Origin of the sequence: Bacillus sp. FSL K6-1560, assembly GCF_038592935.1 — a bacterium.
GTDB classification, from domain to species: Bacteria; Bacillota; Bacilli; order Bacillales; family Bacillaceae; genus Bacillus; species Bacillus subtilis.
Genome location: NZ_CP151946.1, coordinates 2,437,978 through 2,457,050 on the forward strand (window position 1 = coordinate 2,437,978; position 19,073 = coordinate 2,457,050).

A 19,073-nucleotide genomic window follows, 5' to 3' on the forward strand; every position below is an offset into this window, starting at 1 on the left:
CAAAATTGATGTAACATGATAACAGGATCAGCAAAGAACATCGACTCTATGATTGGTGGGTGAGGTTAAAAAATGGACCATCTAGATGTGGGAGCGATGGTTTGACAGACCGGCTGACATAGTTCAAATGTCTAACTTAATTTATCAGCCTCTTTATGTAACAGTATATAAAGTTATTCAATTAGAAACAGTGTCAATCGAACGATTGAATCTTTAAAACTTTATACCTTAAATGAAAGGAAATCTGTGTTTAGACCTGATTGATGAGGTACACGGCCATAGGGGCAAATGCTTTAGCGGGGCATTGCTTCCGCATCTTTCTTTATGCGATGAATTAACCCAGTTAAAACATTTCCAGGCCCTACCTCCTCAAACTCCATATGGCCTTTTTTCATTAAGTATCTTATGCTGTCAGTCCATTTCACTGAGTGATTAATTTGATCAGCCAGCGTCTGTTTCATGAATTCGTATGTATACGGTTTGGCATACACATTAGAAATAACCGGGATAGACGGAGGCGAAAAATAAAAGGCATGAAGGAATTCCTCGAATTCTTCTTTTGCTTTATTCATGTATCTGGAATGAAACGCGCCGCTTACGTTTAAGGGGAGTACCATTGTAACTTCAGTCATCGTTTCAAAAAGAGATGCGGCTTTTTCAATCTCATCTTTTTTTCCTGAAATTACAATTTGATATGGGGCATTCACATTAGCGATATCAACATCATGTAAATGATATTCTTTCAGAGCCTTTGCAACCTGCTCTTCATTTAGTCCCATAACAGCTGCCATACCGCCGTTGCTTATCAGACTCATCAGTTCGCCTCTTTTTCTGACAAGCTGTAAACCTGTCTTAAAATCAAAGGCTTCAGCTGCAAATAACGCATTGTATTCACCCAAGCTGTGCCCGGCGACAAAGTCAGGTTTAACTTCTTCATCCTTGATTTTTTTCAGATAGCTTAGTGCGTTTACCACATATAACGCCGGCTGAGTAAATTGCGTTTTGTTTAAATTGGAATAAGGATTTTCCAGGCAAAGACGTTTGATTGAATATCCTAAGATCTCATCTGCCTGATCCGTCAGTTCTTTAAATTCATCGAATAGGCCGCTGCCCATTCCCTGTTTCTGTGAACCCTGACCTGGAAAAACATATGTGATCATTCTCTCAAAGCCACCCTTCCGATTAGTAGATGTGTTTCACTTCTGTATGACTTTATAATAGTGATGACCGGATAAATAGTAGCATGTTCATGTTGATGGTAACCTCTGTAAATATTATCCGTCAAGTTAATTTTTCCTACAATTTGCTCGATTGTTTTTCTGCTTTTTTCCATTGAGGAATAAAGGATCAGGAGATATAACAGAACATAAGAAAAAAGACCCGGATTACGTATAGGGCGCCATATCATGATAATGCGCTTCATTTTCTTTCAAATGAGTTTTCAAAATAAATAACACCCATCTATGTAATCATTTTCGAAAATAAAAATCATTTAGATATTCGAAGAAAAATAGGATAATAGATTCAGAAGGATTATTTAAAATCAAAAATACCTTTTTGGTTTTTACGAGTGCGAAATTTCACAAAATATTCTTTCTTATCAATTTGAAAGTAAATATTATGCTGATAAAGATCCTTTATCGAATGGCCGGGCAATTTGCCAAATGAGTGACCAGGATACACCCGTACATGGGGTGAAACCTCCGACTTTATTCTTTGAATACTATCAAACATCTCTTCCGCAGAGCTGCCATCATCCTCACATATGCCGCACCCTTCTGTAAACACCGTATCTCCGGTAAAAATACTCTCAGAAAACAAATAACACATTCCGCCGGCTGTATGCCCCGGTGTGAGAAGGCATTGTGCTCTTGTGTTTCCTATGCTGATTGTCTGATGATCATCTAGGCTAATTAAATTTCTGCATCGGAATTGATAATAATCAATTTCTTTTTTTGACATATAAACTTGAGCGTTAAACATCTTCGTCAGCGGGTCTACCAGATTTACATGATCATAATGAGAGTGTGTCAATGCGACTGCCTTTAATTCCGCTTCGAGTTCAGAAAGTGTAGTGGTTATCTTACTCAATTCCCATGAGGGATCAACAACAATTGCAGATCTGCTTACAATATCTTCAATGATATAGCAATAATTCGTCCAGCCCTGATACCTTGTTTTAATTGGATGCACCTTGTAAGTAAGATTCATTTATACCATCCCTATCATGTAAAGTTCTTAAACGATGGACCAGTGTTCACCCCTCAGTCCGTCTTTCATTCCACTTTACCAAACAGCATGATTGTTTTCCATTTTTTTCAGAGATCCTTGTTCTTTGAAAATAAAAAAGCGACTCTTTTGGACGCATGCCCAACAAGAATCGCTTTTCGCACTAGCGCCTTAAGGATGTCGTTTTTGTGTCTCACGTGTATCTTCCACGCAAATTGACTCTACATGCTGCATAATGACCCGCTTAATTCGGTCTTTATTCACTCGCATAGGGTCAAGCATGGCATGTAAAGCCAAGCCGTCAACAAGCGCGTAAAGTCTCTCAGCTTCAATGTCTTTATCAGCATTCTGCTTCAGTAAATCGGATTCATCTAAATAGGCAATCAGATCCCGCATGCCGCTGAAAATCCCGTCATGATTCGCATCAAACATATCCTTTTTATGTCTGGCGTAAGCAGTAAAAGCAAACCAAACCTCCATCTCTCTAATCGTTTCTTCATTCGTTGGGACCATTTCAAGCAAAATTTGCAACACTTTTTTCTTAGGGAGCAAATCCCTCACTGCAATGTCCTTAATTCGGTCCGTCACCTTTTCTTGGACAAGTTTCATTGCAAAAGCAAGCAATTCATCCTGTGTAGAGAAATAATGGCGCAGCGCACCTAATGACAATCCTGCTTCCTTTGCAATATTTCTGGCTGATGCTCCCTCCATCCCTCGTTCTAAAATGACGCGCCACGTTGCTTCTGCAATTTGTTTTCTTCTTTTCTCATGGTCAATTTGTTTTGGCATAGCTTTATTGTAACAAGAAAAAAATGAGAGGGCAATTTTTATAATACAGTTGTGTTACAAAAACAAAGATGATAACATATTATTAAAATAATACAACTGTATTGAAAAGAGGGAAATGGATTGAACGGTATCGCATGGATGATTGTTTTCTGTGAAATTGCGTTTTGGGTTGTCATTGTTTTGGGGCTTGCTGTACGCTACGTATTCAAACGACATACATTAGGACTGCTATTCCTTGCCTTAACTCCAGTTATCGATTTGATCTTGTTAGCGGTAACTGGTGTGGACCTTTACCGCGGAGCCTCAGCGACCGCAGCCCATGGGATTGCAGCTGTTTACATCGGTATATCGATCGCTTATGGAAAACAAATGATTCAATGGGCAGATGAAAAATTTCAATATTATGTGACAAAAAAAGGCGCAAAACCGCTGAAACGTTTTGGAATGGACCATGCCAAGCACGGTGCGAAAGGCTGGCTAAGACATGTGCTGGCCTACTTAATTGGTGCGGGACTATTGGCAGGGATGATCTATTTTATCAATGACTCTGCCCGAACCGAGGCGTTGAGCGGCATTCTTAAACTGTGGACTGTCATTATAGGCATTGACTTTCTCATTACAGCCAGCTATTTTATTTGGCCAAAAAAAGAGAAAGCTTCGGCGAATCTCAGGAGTTAACATGAAGAAAAAGGCCCTTCCCCAGTGGAAAGGACCTTTTTTGGTTTTGTTAAAATATGCTATACTATTTTCGTTAGAAAATAGACTTATAGATATTTTGGGCTGATTCAAGGGTGCTGTTTGTATGAGTAAGCAGGGGAAGGGAGTGTCATACTTGAACCAAAAAGAACAGAACGAGCACTCTAAAGATTTTAACCTGAGATCAAAATTAATCGGAATTGTATCTATCACTTTTATCGCGGCCATTGCGCTTGCAGTCATCTTCGGCGGCTTTTTCTTCGGGATGAAAGGCTTATTCTCCATACTTGGCATCACATACGCTTCCAATCAAACATTAGCTTTATTTATTTTAGCCTGCTTTGCTGTAGGTTTAATCATAGACCCACTCACAAAGATTCTCTCTATCATTTTGGCAAAATCACTTTCATTGAAAAAGACTGCACTTTTTGCTTTTATACTGTATTTTATCAGCAATCTTATAACAATTTGTTTTGCAGATTACTTTATGCAGTCTATTTATATTCCAGATATCTTGCTTGTTGTGATATCAGCTTTCATGGCTTTCATTGAACTTGCTTTTGATAACCAGCCTAATAGAGAAGCAGCTTAAAGCCGATGGCAGATATGGAAAATTCATAACACCCTATATTTGGACATCAACAGTTATATAAACGAAAAAATCTCCCTGTTCACACGAACAGGGAGCAAAACACAATGTTGTAATTTAAATTCTGCATTCTAAAATGATTCTCACATTTGGATCATCAAGTTCATCCAAAAAGATAATGATCTTCGGACCACATTCCATATGTTTCCACCTCCTCACCCAAAATATACATTAATCCCAATTGCCTGTAAATGGATATTTTGTTATACGGAGGAACCATGAAGTATAATGCGTTAACACTGCTCACACGTTTACAACTGTTTCTTATAATCTGACACTCGAAGGAGTACAAAAAAAAGCATTGATCCATTCAGAGAATGGATCAATGCCTACCACCCCCGCTACATCACGCGTTTGAACATCTTTTCCATCTCATATGTCGAGTGGTGAATGATGATCGGGCGGCCGTGCGGGCATGTAAATGGGTCTGATGTGCTTCGGAGGTCGTCCAGAAGCGCTTTGATTTCATCGTTTCTGAGGTGGCGATTTGCTTTGATGGAGCCTTTGCAGCTCATCATAATCGCCGCTTCCTCGCGGAGTTTTTTAATATCTATATTTTTGGAGTCGAGCACCTGCTGAATGATTTCTTCTATAAGCTCTGCTTCTTCTCCCTTTGGAAACCAGGCCGGGTGGCAACGGACGATGTAACTGTTAGAGCCGAATGACTCTAAAAAGACACCGACGCTTTCGAGCTCTTGTTTGTGCTGTTCAATAATCAAAGCCTCATTTGTGGAGTAGTGGAACGTCAGCGGTACAATCATATCCTGCACCTCAGGCTCAACCTCCCCCACCTTTTCACGAAAGTACTCATATTTAATACGTTCTTGGGCGGCGTGCTGGTCGATAATATACAGGCCGTTTTCGTTTTGTGCCAATATATAAGTCCCGTGCATCTGGCCGATCGGGTACATAATTGGAACCCGCTCAGACGCTGGCTGCTGCTGTCCCTCATGGCATTCCTGCTCAAATGTATCTGGCTCTTTCGCTGAAACATCGGACACCTCAAGGATTTGTTTCTGATCAACGATAGGAGGAGCATCAAATTGGAGAGGTGGCAATTCTTCCTCCGCATCAACCGGCTCTTTCACGACTGAGCTGAGCTTCATTGGTGAATAAGATGGCGCAGTCGATTTTTCCGGAACTTTTTTTTCCGGAGGCTTTTCATCAAAGGTTATGAACTGCTGCTCATTTTTGATAACAGGTGCCGATTTTTTCGGGAGCTGGGCACTCGGAATCAGCTGCTGCTGTTTAAATACATCTTTAATTCCGTCACGAATTAAGTCATGAAGCTCTGTTTCCTTGCTGAGCCGGACCTCAAGCTTCGATGGATGCACGTTGACATCGACTAAAATCGGGTCCATCGTAATTTCTATAAAAGTAATCGGATGGCGTCCGATCGGCAGAAGCGTATGATAGCCTTCATGAACCGCTTTGACGAGCGGGAAATTTTTAATGTAACGGCCATTGACCACAGACGACATATAGTTTCTCGACGCCCGTGTAATCTCTGGGAGGGCGATATATCCCTTTACTTCAAAATCCAAGGAGCTCGCATGCAGCGGAAGCATTTTTTTGGCGACAGCCGTGCCGTAAATCGCTGCCAGTACATGGCGCACATCTCCGTTTCCGTTCGTTTGAAGCAGGTTTTTCCCATGATGGCGCAGGCGGATCGATACCTCTGGATGCGCCAGAGCAATACGGTTAACCACGTCTGTAATGTTTCCAAGCTCTGTATGAACGGTTTTCATATATTTCAAACGGGCCGGTGTGTTAAAAAACAGGTTGGAAACGACAATTTCAGTTCCCTTCCTGCTTGAGGAACGCGATTCGGAAATGATGTTTCCTCCTTGGAGGACGAGCTTCGTCCCAGCTCCTTCACCAGTGCTTGTTGTAATCTCCAGATGAGAGACTGACGCGATACTCGGCAGGGCTTCTCCCCTGAAACCGAGCGTTCTCACCCTGAATAAATCATTTTCATCTTTTATTTTACTCGTTGCGTGGCGGCGGAAAGCTCGCTTGCAATCTTCATTCTCCATTCCTTCGCCGTTATCCAAGACCCGAATGGATGCAAGGCCTGCTTCCTCAATATCGATTTCAATGACTGTGCTGTCAGCGTCGATCGCATTTTCCACCAATTCTTTGACGACTGAGGCGGGCCGTTCCACAACCTCGCCCGCCGCTATTTTATTTGAAAGCTCATCTGACAGCTGGATGACTTTTGCCACATTCATCACCCCGTTTTAATGTAATTTCTTTTGCAGCTTGTACATTTCATTCATCGCTTCAAGCGGTGTCATATCCAGTATATTAAGTGATTTGAAAGCATCGATCACTTGCTTTTCTTTTTTTGAAAGCTTTGGTGTTTCAGCCGGCTTTTCCGCTTCGTCAAAAAAGGACAGCTGTGCCGGCTCTTCTTTCACCTGAGGTTTCTGCACCGGCACTTCCGGTTTGTTTCCTGAATGCTCAAGCTCTTTTAAAATATCTTGGGCGCGCGCAATCAGATCTCCCGGCAGTTCGGCAAGCTGAGCTACATGGATACCATAGCTTTTATCAGCGGCACCTTCTTTAATTTGATGAAGAAAGACAACCGTTCCGTTATATTCTTCAGCGCGAACATGAACGTTTTTCAGCTGGGGCAGCTTGTCCTCAAGAACGGTCAGCTCGTGATAGTGTGTACTGAACAGCGTCTTGGCGCCGATATGATCGTGAACATATTCAATAATCGCCTGTGCCAGCGCCATGCCGTCATAAGTGGACGTTCCCCGCCCGATTTCATCAAACAGAATGAGGCTGTTTTTCGTCGCATTGACAATCGCATTTTTCGCTTCAAGCATTTCTACCATAAATGTACTTTGTCCGGAAATCAAATCATCTGCAGCGCCGATTCGCGTAAAAATTTGATCGAAAATCGGGAGCACCGCTTTTTTCGCGGGTACAAAGCAGCCGATTTGCGCCATAATGGAAATGAGCGCGATTTGTCTCATATACGTGCTTTTCCCTGACATGTTTGGACCTGTAATGAGAAGCATTTGTCTGTTATCGCCCATCATACAGTTATTCGGGACATATTCCTGGCTGTCCATGACTTTTTCAACAACCGGGTGTCTGCCTTCAATCACTTCGACTTCATCTTTAGAGAACTCTGGTTTCGTGTAGTGACGATTTTCACTGATTGTCGCAAAGCATTGCAGTGCGTCCAGCTCGCTCATCTGTTTTGCAAGCTGCTGCAGCCGCGGAATATACTGCTTCACTTTCTCGCGCAGCTCGGTAAACAGCTCGTACTCCAGCTCACAGATGTTATTTTCCGCCTCTAAAATGAGCGCTTCTTTTTCTTTTAATTCAGGTGTAATGTAGCGCTCGGCATTGGTTAACGTCTGCTTCCGCTCATAACGCCCTTCCTCAAGCAAATGCAAGTTTGCTTTAGTCACTTCAATGTAATAACCGAAAACTTTATTAAAGCCGACCTTTAAAGAGCGAATGCCTGTGTATTCCCGCTCCTGCTGTTCCAGGCGGGCAATCCAGTCTTTTCCGTTTCTGCTTGCATCACGATATTCATCAAGCTTTTGATTATAACCATCTTTAATCAGGTTCCCTTCTTTTACCGATAAAGGAGGGTTTTCGTACAGCGCTTCTTCCAGCAGTTCAAGTACATCCCCGCAAGGGTCAATGCGCTTTGCACGTTCCTTGGCCTTGTCATGAGCCAATGAAGCAACCAGCTGTTTGATGCCAGGAACTTGCTTTAACGATTCCTTCAGCTGAATCAAATCCCGGGCATTGACATTTCCAAATGCAACGCGGCCGGCAAGGCGTTCTAAGTCATACACTTCTTTTAAACGTTCACGCAGATCTTCCCGTTCAAAGAAATGGGACATCAATGTTTCCACCATTTCTTGGCGCTCTTCGATTTGATTGACTCTGATAAGCGGCCGGTCAATCCACTGTTTAAGCAGCCGGCCTCCCATTGCCGTTTTTGTTTCATCCAGCAGCCACAAAAGGGAGCCTTTTTTATTTTTTGAACGGATCGTTTCGGTCAGCTCCAGATTACGCTTTGAGTACAAATCAATTTTCATCGCTTCCTCAAGCTCATACACCTGCACGGGCTGAAGATGATCAAGGCTGCGCTTTTGGGTTCTTTTCAAATACGTATATAAGCGCAGAAATGTTTTTGTTATATCTTCATTATTTAAGTGCTCAATGATCGTTACGTGTTCGTCTGTTTCTCCGTCTTCAATTGAAATCGTTGCACCGCACCGCTCTCTCAGCTGTGCCACTGTATCGGCATCCAAGCTTCCTGAAACCACGATTTCCCGTGCGCCGACTGAATAAATTTCTGATATGACGTCTTCAAGCCGTTCAATCAAAACAGCCAAATTTTCTCCCGTTGTTAAATCAGACAGCGCAAGTCCGTATCCGTTCGAGCAGGCTGAAACAGATGCGATAAAATTATTTTCCGACTCATGGATGCCTTTGCCGTCCATTACAGTTCCGGGCGTAATCAGCTGAACTACTTCTCTTTTCACAACGCCCTTTGCGGCTTTCGGATCTTCCGTCTGTTCACAGATCGCCACTTTGTATCCTTTTTTAATAAGCTGTTCGATATACGCGGAAGCAGAATGATACGGCACACCGCACATCGGTATTTTTTCAGCCGCACCGCCGTCTCTGCTCGTTAACGTAATTTCCAGCTCTTGTGACGCTTTTTTGGCGTCCTCAAAAAACATTTCATAAAAATCACCCAGGCGAAAAAATAAAAAGGCATCCTGGTGCTCTGCCTTTATTTTTAAATATTGCTGTATCATAGGCGTATAACCGGCCATTGTTTAATCCCTCACTATGTATCAACGTTTCTATTTTCCAACCTTCATTATAACATAAACAAAAAGTGATAAAAGAATGATATATCAATATAAAAAAGAGACTTGGGGGTACTGTCTCCCCTAGTCCCTTTTTTATTCTTCAGGATCTCCCACTAAAAACTCCGGGTTGATGTCTTCAAGCTCTTCATCAAGCTCATCTTCCCAATCTTCCTCGTCATCCTCTTCCCAGTCAGGATTGACCTCAACAACTACCTTTGTTTCCCCTACCACTTCCGCCAAAAATTCTCTTTCTGCCTGCACAACGATTTTATTTCCATTCGGCGAAATGGTCACTTCAAGGCAGTTTGGCTGCTGAAGCACTTTGGCAATCACTTCATGCTCATCATCTAAGTAATTATTGTCTCTGTATCTGAGTTTAATGACATCTACGTATTTTACCCGTTCTGTGACAACCTCTGTCTTTGTGTTGTCCGCGTAAGAGTACCATACGTTTATATCATAATACCCTTCAATCTCTACCGTTTTTCCAATTTTTTCAGCGTCATACTTGTGGTTAATAATCCAACCACCCAAAATGCTGCTCGGTTTTTTCTCAGGCGAGATGGTGTTGGTGCATTGGGTGAATTTTCGGCCTTTCGCTACTACTGCCTTCGTAATAATTTCCCTGTATTCAGACATTCCGGCATGCCTCCTTGTTCTTCTTCGTGTTATCTTATGCTGGGCATTTGTCTAGTGTGCATTTTTATAAATAAAATATAAAAATACAAAGTTTCTGTTCCATTGTATGCAGGGGTGCCTAGAAACTTTACTTATAAGTGCGATAAAGTTTATACGCGGCTGAGCACAGAAAAACCAATTGAACATTTGGTACATAGATTATTTAGTTCATTTTAACCGCACAAATGATAAAAAAACACGGGCCTGTTTAGGCACCGTGTTTAGAGAGAACAGCTGTTATTTGAATGCTTCACCTTTGAACCGGTTTCCCCTTTCAGCAGGTCGCCTCCGGTTGATGTGATGATTTCATTTGTGACTTGGTTAGAAATGGTGTGTGCAACGAGCTGCAGTAGGTCATTTACTTCCATCTGCGAGTCTCTGAATTCCTGGATAACAGGAATCTCTTCAAGCTCTTCTTGCAGCGCGTCAATTTTTGCTTCTACTTGTTTGAGCGCTTCATGCTTTTCATAATGCTTCAGATTGACAGCCTGCTTTTGCAGGGCTTTAATCTGATTAACAATTGTGGACACTTTGTCATTCTCATTGATTTGCGCTTCAGCCCGTTTGAAAAAATCAACCTCTTCTGTTTCAGAGATCATTTTTGCAAGGTTTCGTGCCTGCTGCACAATGTCTTTTTTTGAGTAGAGCGTCATCTTATTTCACCTCGATTGCTTCTCCTACCATTTCTCCGTCAAGCGACCATGTTTTCGCTTGCTGGATTTTCACGCGGACGATTTTGCCGATGGCTTCCTTCGGCCCTTTGAAATTGACAAGCTTGCTTTTTTCCGTATAGCCGGCAAGAATATCAGGGTTATTTTTGCTTTCACCCTCAACTAATACTTCGACAACCTTGCCTTCGTATTCCTTCATTTTTTTAGCAGAAATTTCATTCACCAGCGCGTTCAGACGCTGCAGGCGTTCTTTTTTCACACGCATCGGTACATTATCTTTCATCTTAGCAGCCGGAGTGCCCTCACGCGGAGAGTAAATGAACGTATAGGCGCTGTCAAACTCCACTTCACGGTATAGAGAAAGCGTTTCTTCAAACTGTTCGTCCGTTTCATTTGGAAATCCGACGATAATGTCCGTTGTCAATGAAGCGTTTGGCATTGCTTCTTTAATTTTTCGCACCAGCTCCATGTAACGCTCTCTGTCATATTTGCGGGCCATCAGCTTCAGAACTTCTGAGCTTCCTGATTGAACCGGAAGATGAATGTGATCAAGCAGATTTCCGCCTTTTGCCAGCACTTCAATGAGGCGGTCGTCAAAGTCGCGCGGATGACTCGTTGTAAAACGGATTCTCGGGATATCGATTTTTCTCAGTTCATCCATCAAATCACCAAGTCCGTACGTCATATCTTCAAAGTCTTTTCCATACGCGTTTACGTTTTGGCCTAACAGAGTAATTTCCTTATAGCCTTCACTTGCGAGCCTTCTCACTTCCTGAATGATATCCTCAGGGCGGCGGCTTCTTTCTTTTCCGCGTGTGTAAGGCACAATGCAATACGTACAGAATTTGTCACAGCCGTACATGATATTGACCCAGCCCTTAATTTTTCCATTTCGGACTTTCGGAAGGTTTTCAATAACGTCCCCTTCCTTAGACCAAACTTCTACAACCATTTCTTTTGAAAGGTATGCTTCTGACAAAAGCTCCGGCAGGCGATGAATGTTATGCGTTCCGAAAATCATATCGACAAACGGATGTTTTTTCAAAATACGGTTCACGACTGATTCCTCTTGGGACATACAGCCGCACACGCCTAAAATCAGATCGGGATTGTTTTTTTTCAGTGCTTTTAAGTGCCCGAGCTCACCAAACACCTTGTTTTCAGCATTTTCACGGATTGCACATGTATTTAACAAAATGACATTGGCATCGTCAACAGAGTTTGTCGCTTCGTAACCGAGCGCCATAAAGATCCCTGCCATAACCTCTGTATCGTGTTCATTCATTTGGCAGCCGTACGTACGGATATAGAACTTTCTTCCGTCTCCCAATCCTTTAAATTGTTCAGAAATTTTAAAGTCATTATGATAAGTAACGGCTTCCTTGCCTCGTTTTTTCGCGTCTTTTAAAGAAGGCGGAATGTAAACAGCTTCAAAGTACTTGCTGTAATCCTTCTCGGATTTTTTGTCCGATGGATTAACTTGTCCGCTCTCTAATTTTTGTTTTTCATTCATGTCATATTTTCTCCTTTCAAACCAAACTTCCACCCTTCAGTATAAAGGTTATTGAAGCTCTGCACAACTGGCAACCTATCATTGTACACTCATTGAGAATAATAATCAATAAGGAATCAAAAGAGGAAGAGTAAACTCTTCCTCTTGTTACAATAGCTGGAGCTCCTTTGCCGTCTTTTCGATGACATCAAGCGCCTGATCCAGTTCATCTTTGGTGTGCTCTGCTGTTATAATCGTGCGAATTCTGGCTTTTCCCTTTGCTACAGTCGGGAAAACGATACTTTGGGCAAAAACACCGTGGGAAAGGAGCTGATCTGAAAATTGCTTTGCCACACCTTCATCACCTATTAAAATAGGAAGAATCGGCGTTTGACTCTCTGTGAGAGTCAAACCCATTTTCACAAGCATTGCTTTAAAATAGGCAGTATTCTCCCACAAGCGCTCCATATGCTCCGGCTCTTCAAGCAAGACATCAATCGCTTCCATACAAGCTGCAGTGACAGCCGGCGGATGAGATGTGCTGAATAAAAATGGACGGCCTTTATGGCGCAAATAATCGATCAGCACCTTTGAACCTGCAGCGTAGCCGCCGAGCACTCCGATTGCCTTGCTTAATGTTCCGACCTGAATATGAACTCTGCCGTCAAGACCGAAGTGATTCACCGTTCCCCTGCCGTTTTCGCCAAGTACTCCGGATGCATGGGCGTCATCCACCATCACAAATGCGTCATATTTCTCAGCGAGCTCTACAATATCAGGCAGAGGAGCTATGTTGCCATCCATGGAAAATACGCCGTCTGTCACAATCAGACGCATCCGATAATTCATTGACTTTCTCAGCACCCGCTCTAAATCACTCATATTGACGTGCTGATACACCTTTTTATCCGCCTTTGTCAGTCGAATTCCGTCAATAATAGAGGCATGGTTCAATTCATCTGAGATGACAATATCCTCTTTTGATAGAATACTTGAAAGTACGCCTTGGTTTGTTGTGAAGCCTGATTGGAATACAAGTGCCGCCTCCGTTTTTTTAAAGGCTGCCAGCTTTTTCTCAAGCTCTTGATGCATTGTAAATGTACCGGCAATCGTTCTCACTGATCCGGTGCCGGCTCCATACTGCTGAACGGCCTCCTGTGCGGCGTTGATGAGTCTAGGATGTGAAGTGAATCCGAGGTAATTATTAGAAGATAGCTGAATGACTTTTTGGTGATTCACTGTGACAAATGGGCCCTGCATAGATTCAAGCTGTTTTATGTCTTGCCATGTATGGTTTTCTTTCATACTATCAAGCTCTGCTTTTAAAAACTCAAATTCCTTCGTCATGTTTATCCCCCTTTATGGAATTAAAATTACTTTTCCGCACTGCCCGCTTCTCATCAGTTCGAAACCTTTTTCAAACTCCTCTAACGGAAACTGATGGGTAATAACAGGTGCAAGATCGATCACGTTTGAACTGATCAACTGAGACACCTGGCGCCATGTTGAAAACATTTTTCTTCCTGTGATTCCTTGGATGGTAAGCCCTTTAAATACCACTTTATTCGTCAAATCAATTGTCACCGGATGTTCCGGCAAGCTGAGAATATGAAATCTTCCGCCATTCGCAGCCATCGCAAGACCTTGGGCAATCGCTGAGGGATGACCCGACATCTCACAAACAAGATCTGCTCCTTCCCCACTCGTTAAAGCGCTTACAATTTTGAGCGGGTCTTCTTTTTCAATAGAAACAGTACAAGTCGCTCCCATTTGTTTTGCAAGCCTCAGCCTGTATTCATTCTTATCAATCGCTATCACCTGAGAAGCTCCTGCTGCTTTTGCAACCGCAACAGCCATAAGACCAATCGGTCCGCATCCAATGACTGCAGTCGTTCCTCCTGCAGGCTGGCTCTCGAGTACGGTATGAACTGCATTTCCTAAAGGCTCTTGAATGGAAGCAATCGACGGGTCCATATCAGCGGGATTTCTCCAAATGTTATCAGCTGGAACTTTTACATACTCCGCAAAACAGCCTGCCGTGTCCACTCCGATTATAGCAGTATTGGTACACACATGAGATTTTCCTGTTAGGCAAGGGACACATTCACCACAGACAATGTGTGTTTCCGCAGACACATACTCTCCCACTTTTACACTGCTGACATTCTCTCCCACGTCCTCTACGATGCCGCTGAACTCATGGCCGAAAACATAGGGTGTTTTGATTCTCTGACGTGCCCATTGATCCCAATTATAAATGTGGACATCCGTGCCGCATATGGAAGCGGCTTTCACTTTTATGAGGACTTCATGTTTATCAATCTCAGGAATGGGAACTTCAGTCAGCACAGCACCGAACGCCCCGTCCTTTTTCATTAGAGCTTTCATCTTTCCACTCTGCATGTACAATCCTCCTTGAAAAATTCTTGTTATATTCGGATTGTACCATGATATGGAATAAGCGTAAACAGCACTGTCTTCTCCAGAAGGACAAAAGTATCTGTCTTGAAAAATGGGCGGAATTTTTTTTGAAACGTTTTAGCTCATTTTTGATTTTGTATATTCGCTCATTTATGTGCTAAAAATACTATCGGGAGAAAATATCACAATAAATGAAAAACAACCTGTTTGCATTACGCAAACAGGTTGAGAATGCTTTATTTGTTTTTAGCGAGGCTCCACGATTAATTTAATCGCTGTTCTTTCTTCCCCATCGATTTGAATATCTGTAAAAGCCGGAATACAAATCAAATCAACGCCGCTAGGCGCCACAAATCCCCTGGCAATCGCCACAGCTTTTACAGCCTGGTTTAATGCACCCGCTCCGATCGCTTGAATCTCGGCGGCTCCTCGCTCTCTCAACACGCCTGCAAGCGCACCTGCCACTGAATTTGGACTCGATTTTGCTGAAACTTTTAAGATTTCCATTTCTGCTCCCCCTTAGTTTTACAATGGATAAGTGAGTGTTCATTAGAACAATCATTATTAGATGTTGCTATCCAAAAAGCCATCCCCACAATGCTTTTCAAAAATAGCGGGCTACCTTCCATTTTTACTATATTCACTAAGGAGTTGCTATATTCCTGCTTTTCTTTTTAATATTTTTATAAAATAACCATATGTTCAACTATTCAAAGAACATGTGATCATCGTTGATTAAAATACGCTCAATTTTCACGGCTTTTTTCGTTTGATCGTCAATGTCAATGACAACTCCGCTGAGCGTTGTTTTTCCTTCAGCGACAGTAAACCGGACTGGAAGGTTCGTTTTGAATCGCTTAATAATCGTCTCTCTGTCCATCCCCAGTATACCGTCATACGGGCCAGTCATTCCCACATCAGTAATATATGCCGTTCCCTTCGGCAAAATGCGGTTATCCGCTGTTTGCACGTGTGTATGAGTTCCTACTACAGCCGACGCCCTCCCATCCGTGTACCAGCCAAGTGCGAGCTTTTCACTTGTCGCTTCGGCATGAAAGTCGATAAAAATGTACGGTGTTCTTTTCGCAGCTTCTGCGATCAATTCGTCCGCTTTTAAAAACGGGTCATCAAGCGGCGGCAAAAACGTACGTCCCTGCAAATTAATGACTGCTAGTTCTTTGCCGTTTGCTTTCACATATGTGATCCCTTTCCCCGGTGTTCCTTCAGGAAAGTTTGCCGGGCGAACCAAGTTCGGAACGTCATCTATAAAATCAAATATTTCTTTTTTGTCCCATGTGTGGTTCCCCATTGTGATTGCATCTGCGCCGGACTGGATTAGGCTGTGATAAATTTTTTCCGTCAGGCCTTTTCCATGTGCGGCGTTTTCACCATTAATAATAGTAAAGTGAGGCTTATATTTTGTTTTTAGCTTTGGTACATATTCTTTGACCATGTCACGGCCCGGTGAACCGACAACATCTCCGATAAATAAAATTCTCATTTTGTAAATCCTTTCTTCTTGAAAATTCCTTGTCGTCAAAAAAATAAAGTGATGCTTAGCGCATCACTTTATTTTGCATACTCTACGGCTCGAGTCTCTCTGATTACTGTCACCTTAATATGACCTGGATAATCGAGCTCGTCCTCAATTCGCTTGCGGATATCTCGCGCCAGTCGATGAGCCTCAAGATCATTAATTGAATCCGGCTTCACCATAATACGCACTTCGCGTCCAGCCTGAATGGCAAATGATTTTTCAACACCTTCGTAGGACTCAGAAATTTCTTCGAGTTTTTCAAGTCTTCGAATATAATTCTCGAGCGTCTCACTTCTTGCGCCAGGTCTTGCAGCGGAAAGCGCATCTGCTGCAGCTACCAGCACAGCGATAATGGAAGTCGGCTCCTCATCCCCGTGGTGTGATGCAATACTGTTAATCACGACTGGGTGCTCTTTATATTTGGTCGCAAGCTCTACCCCGATTTCAACGTGGCTTCCTTCTACTTCATGGTCAATTGCTTTCCCGATGTCGTGAAGAAGACCCGCACGTTTAGCAAGCTTTGCGTCTTCACCAAGCTCCGATGCCATTAGACCGGCCAAGAATGCGACTTCCATGGAATGCTTAAGCACATTTTGACCGTAGCTTGTACGGAACTTTAAGCGGCCGAGGATCTTGATGAGATCTGGGTGGAGGCCGTGAACGCCAACCTCAAATGTCGTTTGCTCACCCATCTCACGAATATAGTCATCGACCTCGCGGCGAGATTTTTCAACCATTTCTTCAATCCGTGCCGGATGAATACGGCCATCCTGAACGAGTTTATCAAGAGCAATTCTGGCTGTCTCACGTCTGATCGGATCAAATCCGGAAAGAATGACAGCTTCAGGCGTATCATCAATAATCAGGTCAATTCCTGTCAGCGTTTCAAGCGTACGAATGTTACGCCCTTCCCGTCCGATGATACGTCCTTTCATCTCATCATTTGGAAGATTGACAACTGATACCGTTGTTTCGGCAACGTGGTCCGCTGCGCAGCGCTGTAAGGCGAGTGAAAGAATGTTTTTCGCTTTCTTATCCGCCTCTTCTTTCGCACGGTTTTCAGTTTCTTTTGTCATGATGGCGATGTCATGTGAAAGCTCGTTTTCAACCCGCTCAAGAATGATTTGTTTTGCTTCATCACGAGTCAGACTCGAAATTCGTTCCAACTCTGACTGCTGCATACGAATCATCTCATCCACTTTGCTTTCCATCTCTTCAATATGTTGTTGTCGTTCATTCAGAGAATGATCTTTCTTCTCCAACATCGCTTCCCGTTTATCAATTCCCTCATGTTTGCGATCAAGGTTTTCCTCCTTTTGGAGTAAACGGTTTTCTTGTTTTTGAAGCTCATTTCGTCTTTCACGAACTTCCTGTTCAGCATCTATTCGAAGTTTGTGGATTTCATCCTTTGCTTCAAGCAGAGCTTCTTTTTTCAGTGCTTCAGCATCACGCTTTGCATCTTCAAGAATTTGCTCGGCTGCACCGCGTGCGCCCGCAATTTTCGCTTCGGCAATGGTTTTACGAACAAAGTAGCCAACAACTAAACCGAGTAGAATCAGCAAAATGGAGATGAGAACCATCATAATTGGGGTCATACTTTCACCTCCTCTTGCTATGAACTTGGTTGTTGCTTAAAAAGTGTCGGCATGTACATTGTCTAGTTTTCTCAACATACAGAACCTTCACAGGGAATGAGTGTGTTCATCGCCCTTGTCAAGTTTAAATGGTTTAACAATCATGTTAAAAAAACAAATGTTACAACTTCATTGTAAATGTGTCGGAAATACTTGTCAAGCTTGCCATCTTAACGTTTGCAGGCCAGTCGTCTTTTCACGTGCCGAATGTAATTCATCCAAAAGAAGATCACCAATCATTCTTGATTTAGAAGCTGGTATATTTTATTGTTCACTTGGCCCAATTTAGCATTATTTTGAATGTTTGAGAACAAAATAACAATGGTTTGCCCCGATTTGCTAAAGCTGTTCAAGATATTGAAGCCCGGCATCACACCATGGTTTGAATAGCTTCCGGGAGCAACATAAAATCCCATGCCGTATGTAGAGCTGCTCCCTGGCGTAAACATCTTTTCATAGCTATTTTGCGAATACAGTTTTCCGTCTATCAGCGCTTGGTCAAATTTGTACATATCTATAGCGCTCATATAAATATCACCGGCTCCATACAGCTGGGATAGATCAGGTATATACGGTGTAACTGTTTTGCTGCCCTCCATCTTATACCCGACAGCAGGATAAGGTTCTTTTTCATATGTTTTGTAAAAGCCTGCATGCGTCATTCCCGCAGGTTTAAAAATATGATTCTTTATGTACTGTTCATAGGGCTCACCGCTTACTTCAGCAATAATATAAGCGAGAACAGAATAGTTGGAATCCTTGTAGTCCCATACGCCCGGCTGACGTTTGATTCCCTGCAGTTCTATGTCTTTTATTAAATCGTCCGGCGTAATGGCGCCGTTTCCTTCAATATGTCCGTTTATCCCCGATGTATGTGTAAGCAGATTCTTCAAAGTAATCGTTTGTCCGTTAGGAAAATGAGGTAAATACGTACTTACCGGATCACTTGTCTGAAGTTTCCCCTTTTCCTCAAGCTGCAAAATAGCAGTTGCAATCAGCGCTTTTTGTGATGAACCGACATAAAAAGATGTCAATGGATTATTTTGAATGTAGTGTTTACGGTCAGCATAGCCAAAACCTTTATTTGTTACGATTTCTCCATTTCTGACAATCATGGCTGTTCCGCTGAAACCGATCTCTTCTAAATAATTGCTGATTTTTTGATTTCGATCCACTGTTTTGATTTGTTCCTCTGATTTTTTGGCAGTTTTCTTTTTGACCTCTTTTTTCTGATCGGTATTTGAAACCGCTGCAGTTTCTTGAGATGGTTCGTTTTCTTCACTATTTCGATGAAGAGCATTCCAAATCGTAATGCAAACCATCACTGCTAAAAGACCAAGCAACAGTTTTCCTCTTTTATTTAGTTTTCTCCGTCTGCGTTTCGCAGTTCTTCTGCGGGTTGGGCTTGTCATTCATTTTTT

The 19,073-nt window shown here is 42.6% G+C and carries 17 protein-coding genes; 2 read left to right on the top strand and 15 right to left on the bottom strand.

Annotated features, from left to right (window positions below):
* Positions 1-293 precede the first annotated feature (293 nt).
* From fabD to NYE22_RS13125, 4 genes are all read right to left on the bottom strand, one after another.
* Positions 294-1,160: an ACP S-malonyltransferase gene (gene fabD / locus NYE22_RS13110; protein ID WP_021479264.1), complete on the bottom strand. Its 867-nt coding sequence runs from the start codon at positions 1,158-1,160 to the stop codon at positions 294-296.
* Complete coding sequence (locus NYE22_RS13115; RefSeq protein ID WP_342411907.1) at positions 1,157-1,423, bottom strand: hypothetical protein; 267 nt, start codon at positions 1,421-1,423, stop codon at positions 1,157-1,159. Before NYE22_RS13115 ends, fabD begins: the two co-directional genes overlap by 4 nt.
* 110 nt (positions 1,424-1,533) lie before the next feature.
* On the bottom strand, positions 1,534-2,211 hold the full coding sequence (locus NYE22_RS13120; RefSeq protein WP_029726478.1) for an MBL fold metallo-hydrolase: 678 nt from the start codon (positions 2,209-2,211) through the stop codon (positions 1,534-1,536).
* Between the two features lie 189 nt (positions 2,212-2,400).
* Positions 2,401-3,018, bottom strand: coding sequence for a TetR/AcrR family transcriptional regulator (locus NYE22_RS13125; protein WP_342411908.1), 618 nt, complete (start codon positions 3,016-3,018; stop codon positions 2,401-2,403).
* 120 nt (positions 3,019-3,138) lie between these two features.
* Here NYE22_RS13125 and NYE22_RS13130 point away from each other — a divergent pair, with 120 nt between their 5' ends.
* Both NYE22_RS13130 and NYE22_RS13135 read left to right on the top strand, forming a co-directional pair.
* Positions 3,139-3,696: a hypothetical protein gene (locus NYE22_RS13130; protein ID WP_282627388.1), complete on the top strand. Its 558-nt coding sequence runs from the start codon at positions 3,139-3,141 to the stop codon at positions 3,694-3,696.
* Positions 3,697-3,850: 154 nt separating this feature from the next.
* Positions 3,851-4,306, top strand: coding sequence for a regulatory YrvL family protein (locus tag NYE22_RS13135; RefSeq protein ID WP_021479270.1), 456 nt, complete (start codon positions 3,851-3,853; stop codon positions 4,304-4,306).
* 398 nt (positions 4,307-4,704) lie between these two features.
* Here the strand turns inward: NYE22_RS13135 and mutL are convergent, their stop codons facing one another.
* The 11 genes from mutL to NYE22_RS13190 all read right to left on the bottom strand — a co-directional run bounded on the left by mutL (position 4,705) and on the right by NYE22_RS13190 (position 19,064).
* Positions 4,705-6,588, bottom strand: coding sequence for a DNA mismatch repair endonuclease MutL (gene mutL, locus NYE22_RS13140; protein ID WP_041850821.1), 1,884 nt, complete (start codon positions 6,586-6,588; stop codon positions 4,705-4,707).
* A 15-nt stretch (positions 6,589-6,603) separates the two neighbouring features.
* Entirely contained in the window at positions 6,604-9,180 is a 2,577-nt protein-coding gene (mutS, locus tag NYE22_RS13145; RefSeq protein WP_003244841.1) for a DNA mismatch repair protein MutS, read from the bottom strand.
* Between the two features lie 132 nt (positions 9,181-9,312).
* Positions 9,313-9,858, bottom strand: a complete 546-nt coding sequence (gene cotE, locus NYE22_RS13150) for an outer spore coat protein CotE (RefSeq protein ID WP_003231833.1) — start codon at positions 9,856-9,858, stop codon at positions 9,313-9,315.
* 260 nt (positions 9,859-10,118) lie between these two features.
* Entirely contained in the window at positions 10,119-10,550 is a 432-nt protein-coding gene (gene ricA, locus NYE22_RS13155) for a regulatory iron-sulfur-containing complex subunit RicA (protein ID WP_003231834.1), read from the bottom strand.
* Between the two features lies 1 nt (position 10,551).
* On the bottom strand, positions 10,552-12,081 hold the full coding sequence (gene miaB / locus NYE22_RS13160; RefSeq protein ID WP_014664026.1) for a tRNA (N6-isopentenyl adenosine(37)-C2)-methylthiotransferase MiaB: 1,530 nt from the start codon (positions 12,079-12,081) through the stop codon (positions 10,552-10,554).
* A gap of 147 nt (positions 12,082-12,228) precedes the next feature.
* Positions 12,229-13,407, bottom strand: a complete 1,179-nt coding sequence (locus NYE22_RS13165) for a glycine C-acetyltransferase (RefSeq protein ID WP_038828267.1) — start codon at positions 13,405-13,407, stop codon at positions 12,229-12,231.
* Between the two features lie 12 nt (positions 13,408-13,419).
* Positions 13,420-14,463: an L-threonine 3-dehydrogenase gene (gene tdh, locus NYE22_RS13170; protein WP_014664024.1), complete on the bottom strand. Its 1,044-nt coding sequence runs from the start codon at positions 14,461-14,463 to the stop codon at positions 13,420-13,422.
* 264 nt (positions 14,464-14,727) lie between these two features.
* Complete coding sequence (spoVS, locus tag NYE22_RS13175) at positions 14,728-14,988, bottom strand: stage V sporulation protein SpoVS (RefSeq protein WP_003154135.1); 261 nt, start codon at positions 14,986-14,988, stop codon at positions 14,728-14,730.
* Between the two features lie 199 nt (positions 14,989-15,187).
* A complete protein-coding gene (gene ymdB / locus NYE22_RS13180) occupies positions 15,188-15,982 on the bottom strand; it encodes a 2',3'-cyclic-nucleotide 2'-phosphodiesterase (RefSeq protein ID WP_003245138.1) in 795 nt (264 codons plus the stop codon).
* Positions 15,983-16,050: 68 nt separating this feature from the next.
* Positions 16,051-17,613 (bottom strand): ribonuclease Y, encoded by a 1,563-nt coding sequence (rny, locus tag NYE22_RS13185; protein ID WP_003221010.1) that lies wholly within the window; start codon positions 17,611-17,613, stop codon positions 16,051-16,053.
* A gap of 275 nt (positions 17,614-17,888) precedes the next feature.
* On the bottom strand, positions 17,889-19,064 hold the full coding sequence (locus tag NYE22_RS13190) for a serine hydrolase domain-containing protein (RefSeq protein ID WP_015715899.1): 1,176 nt from the start codon (positions 19,062-19,064) through the stop codon (positions 17,889-17,891).
* Positions 19,065-19,073: the final 9 nt, after the last annotated feature.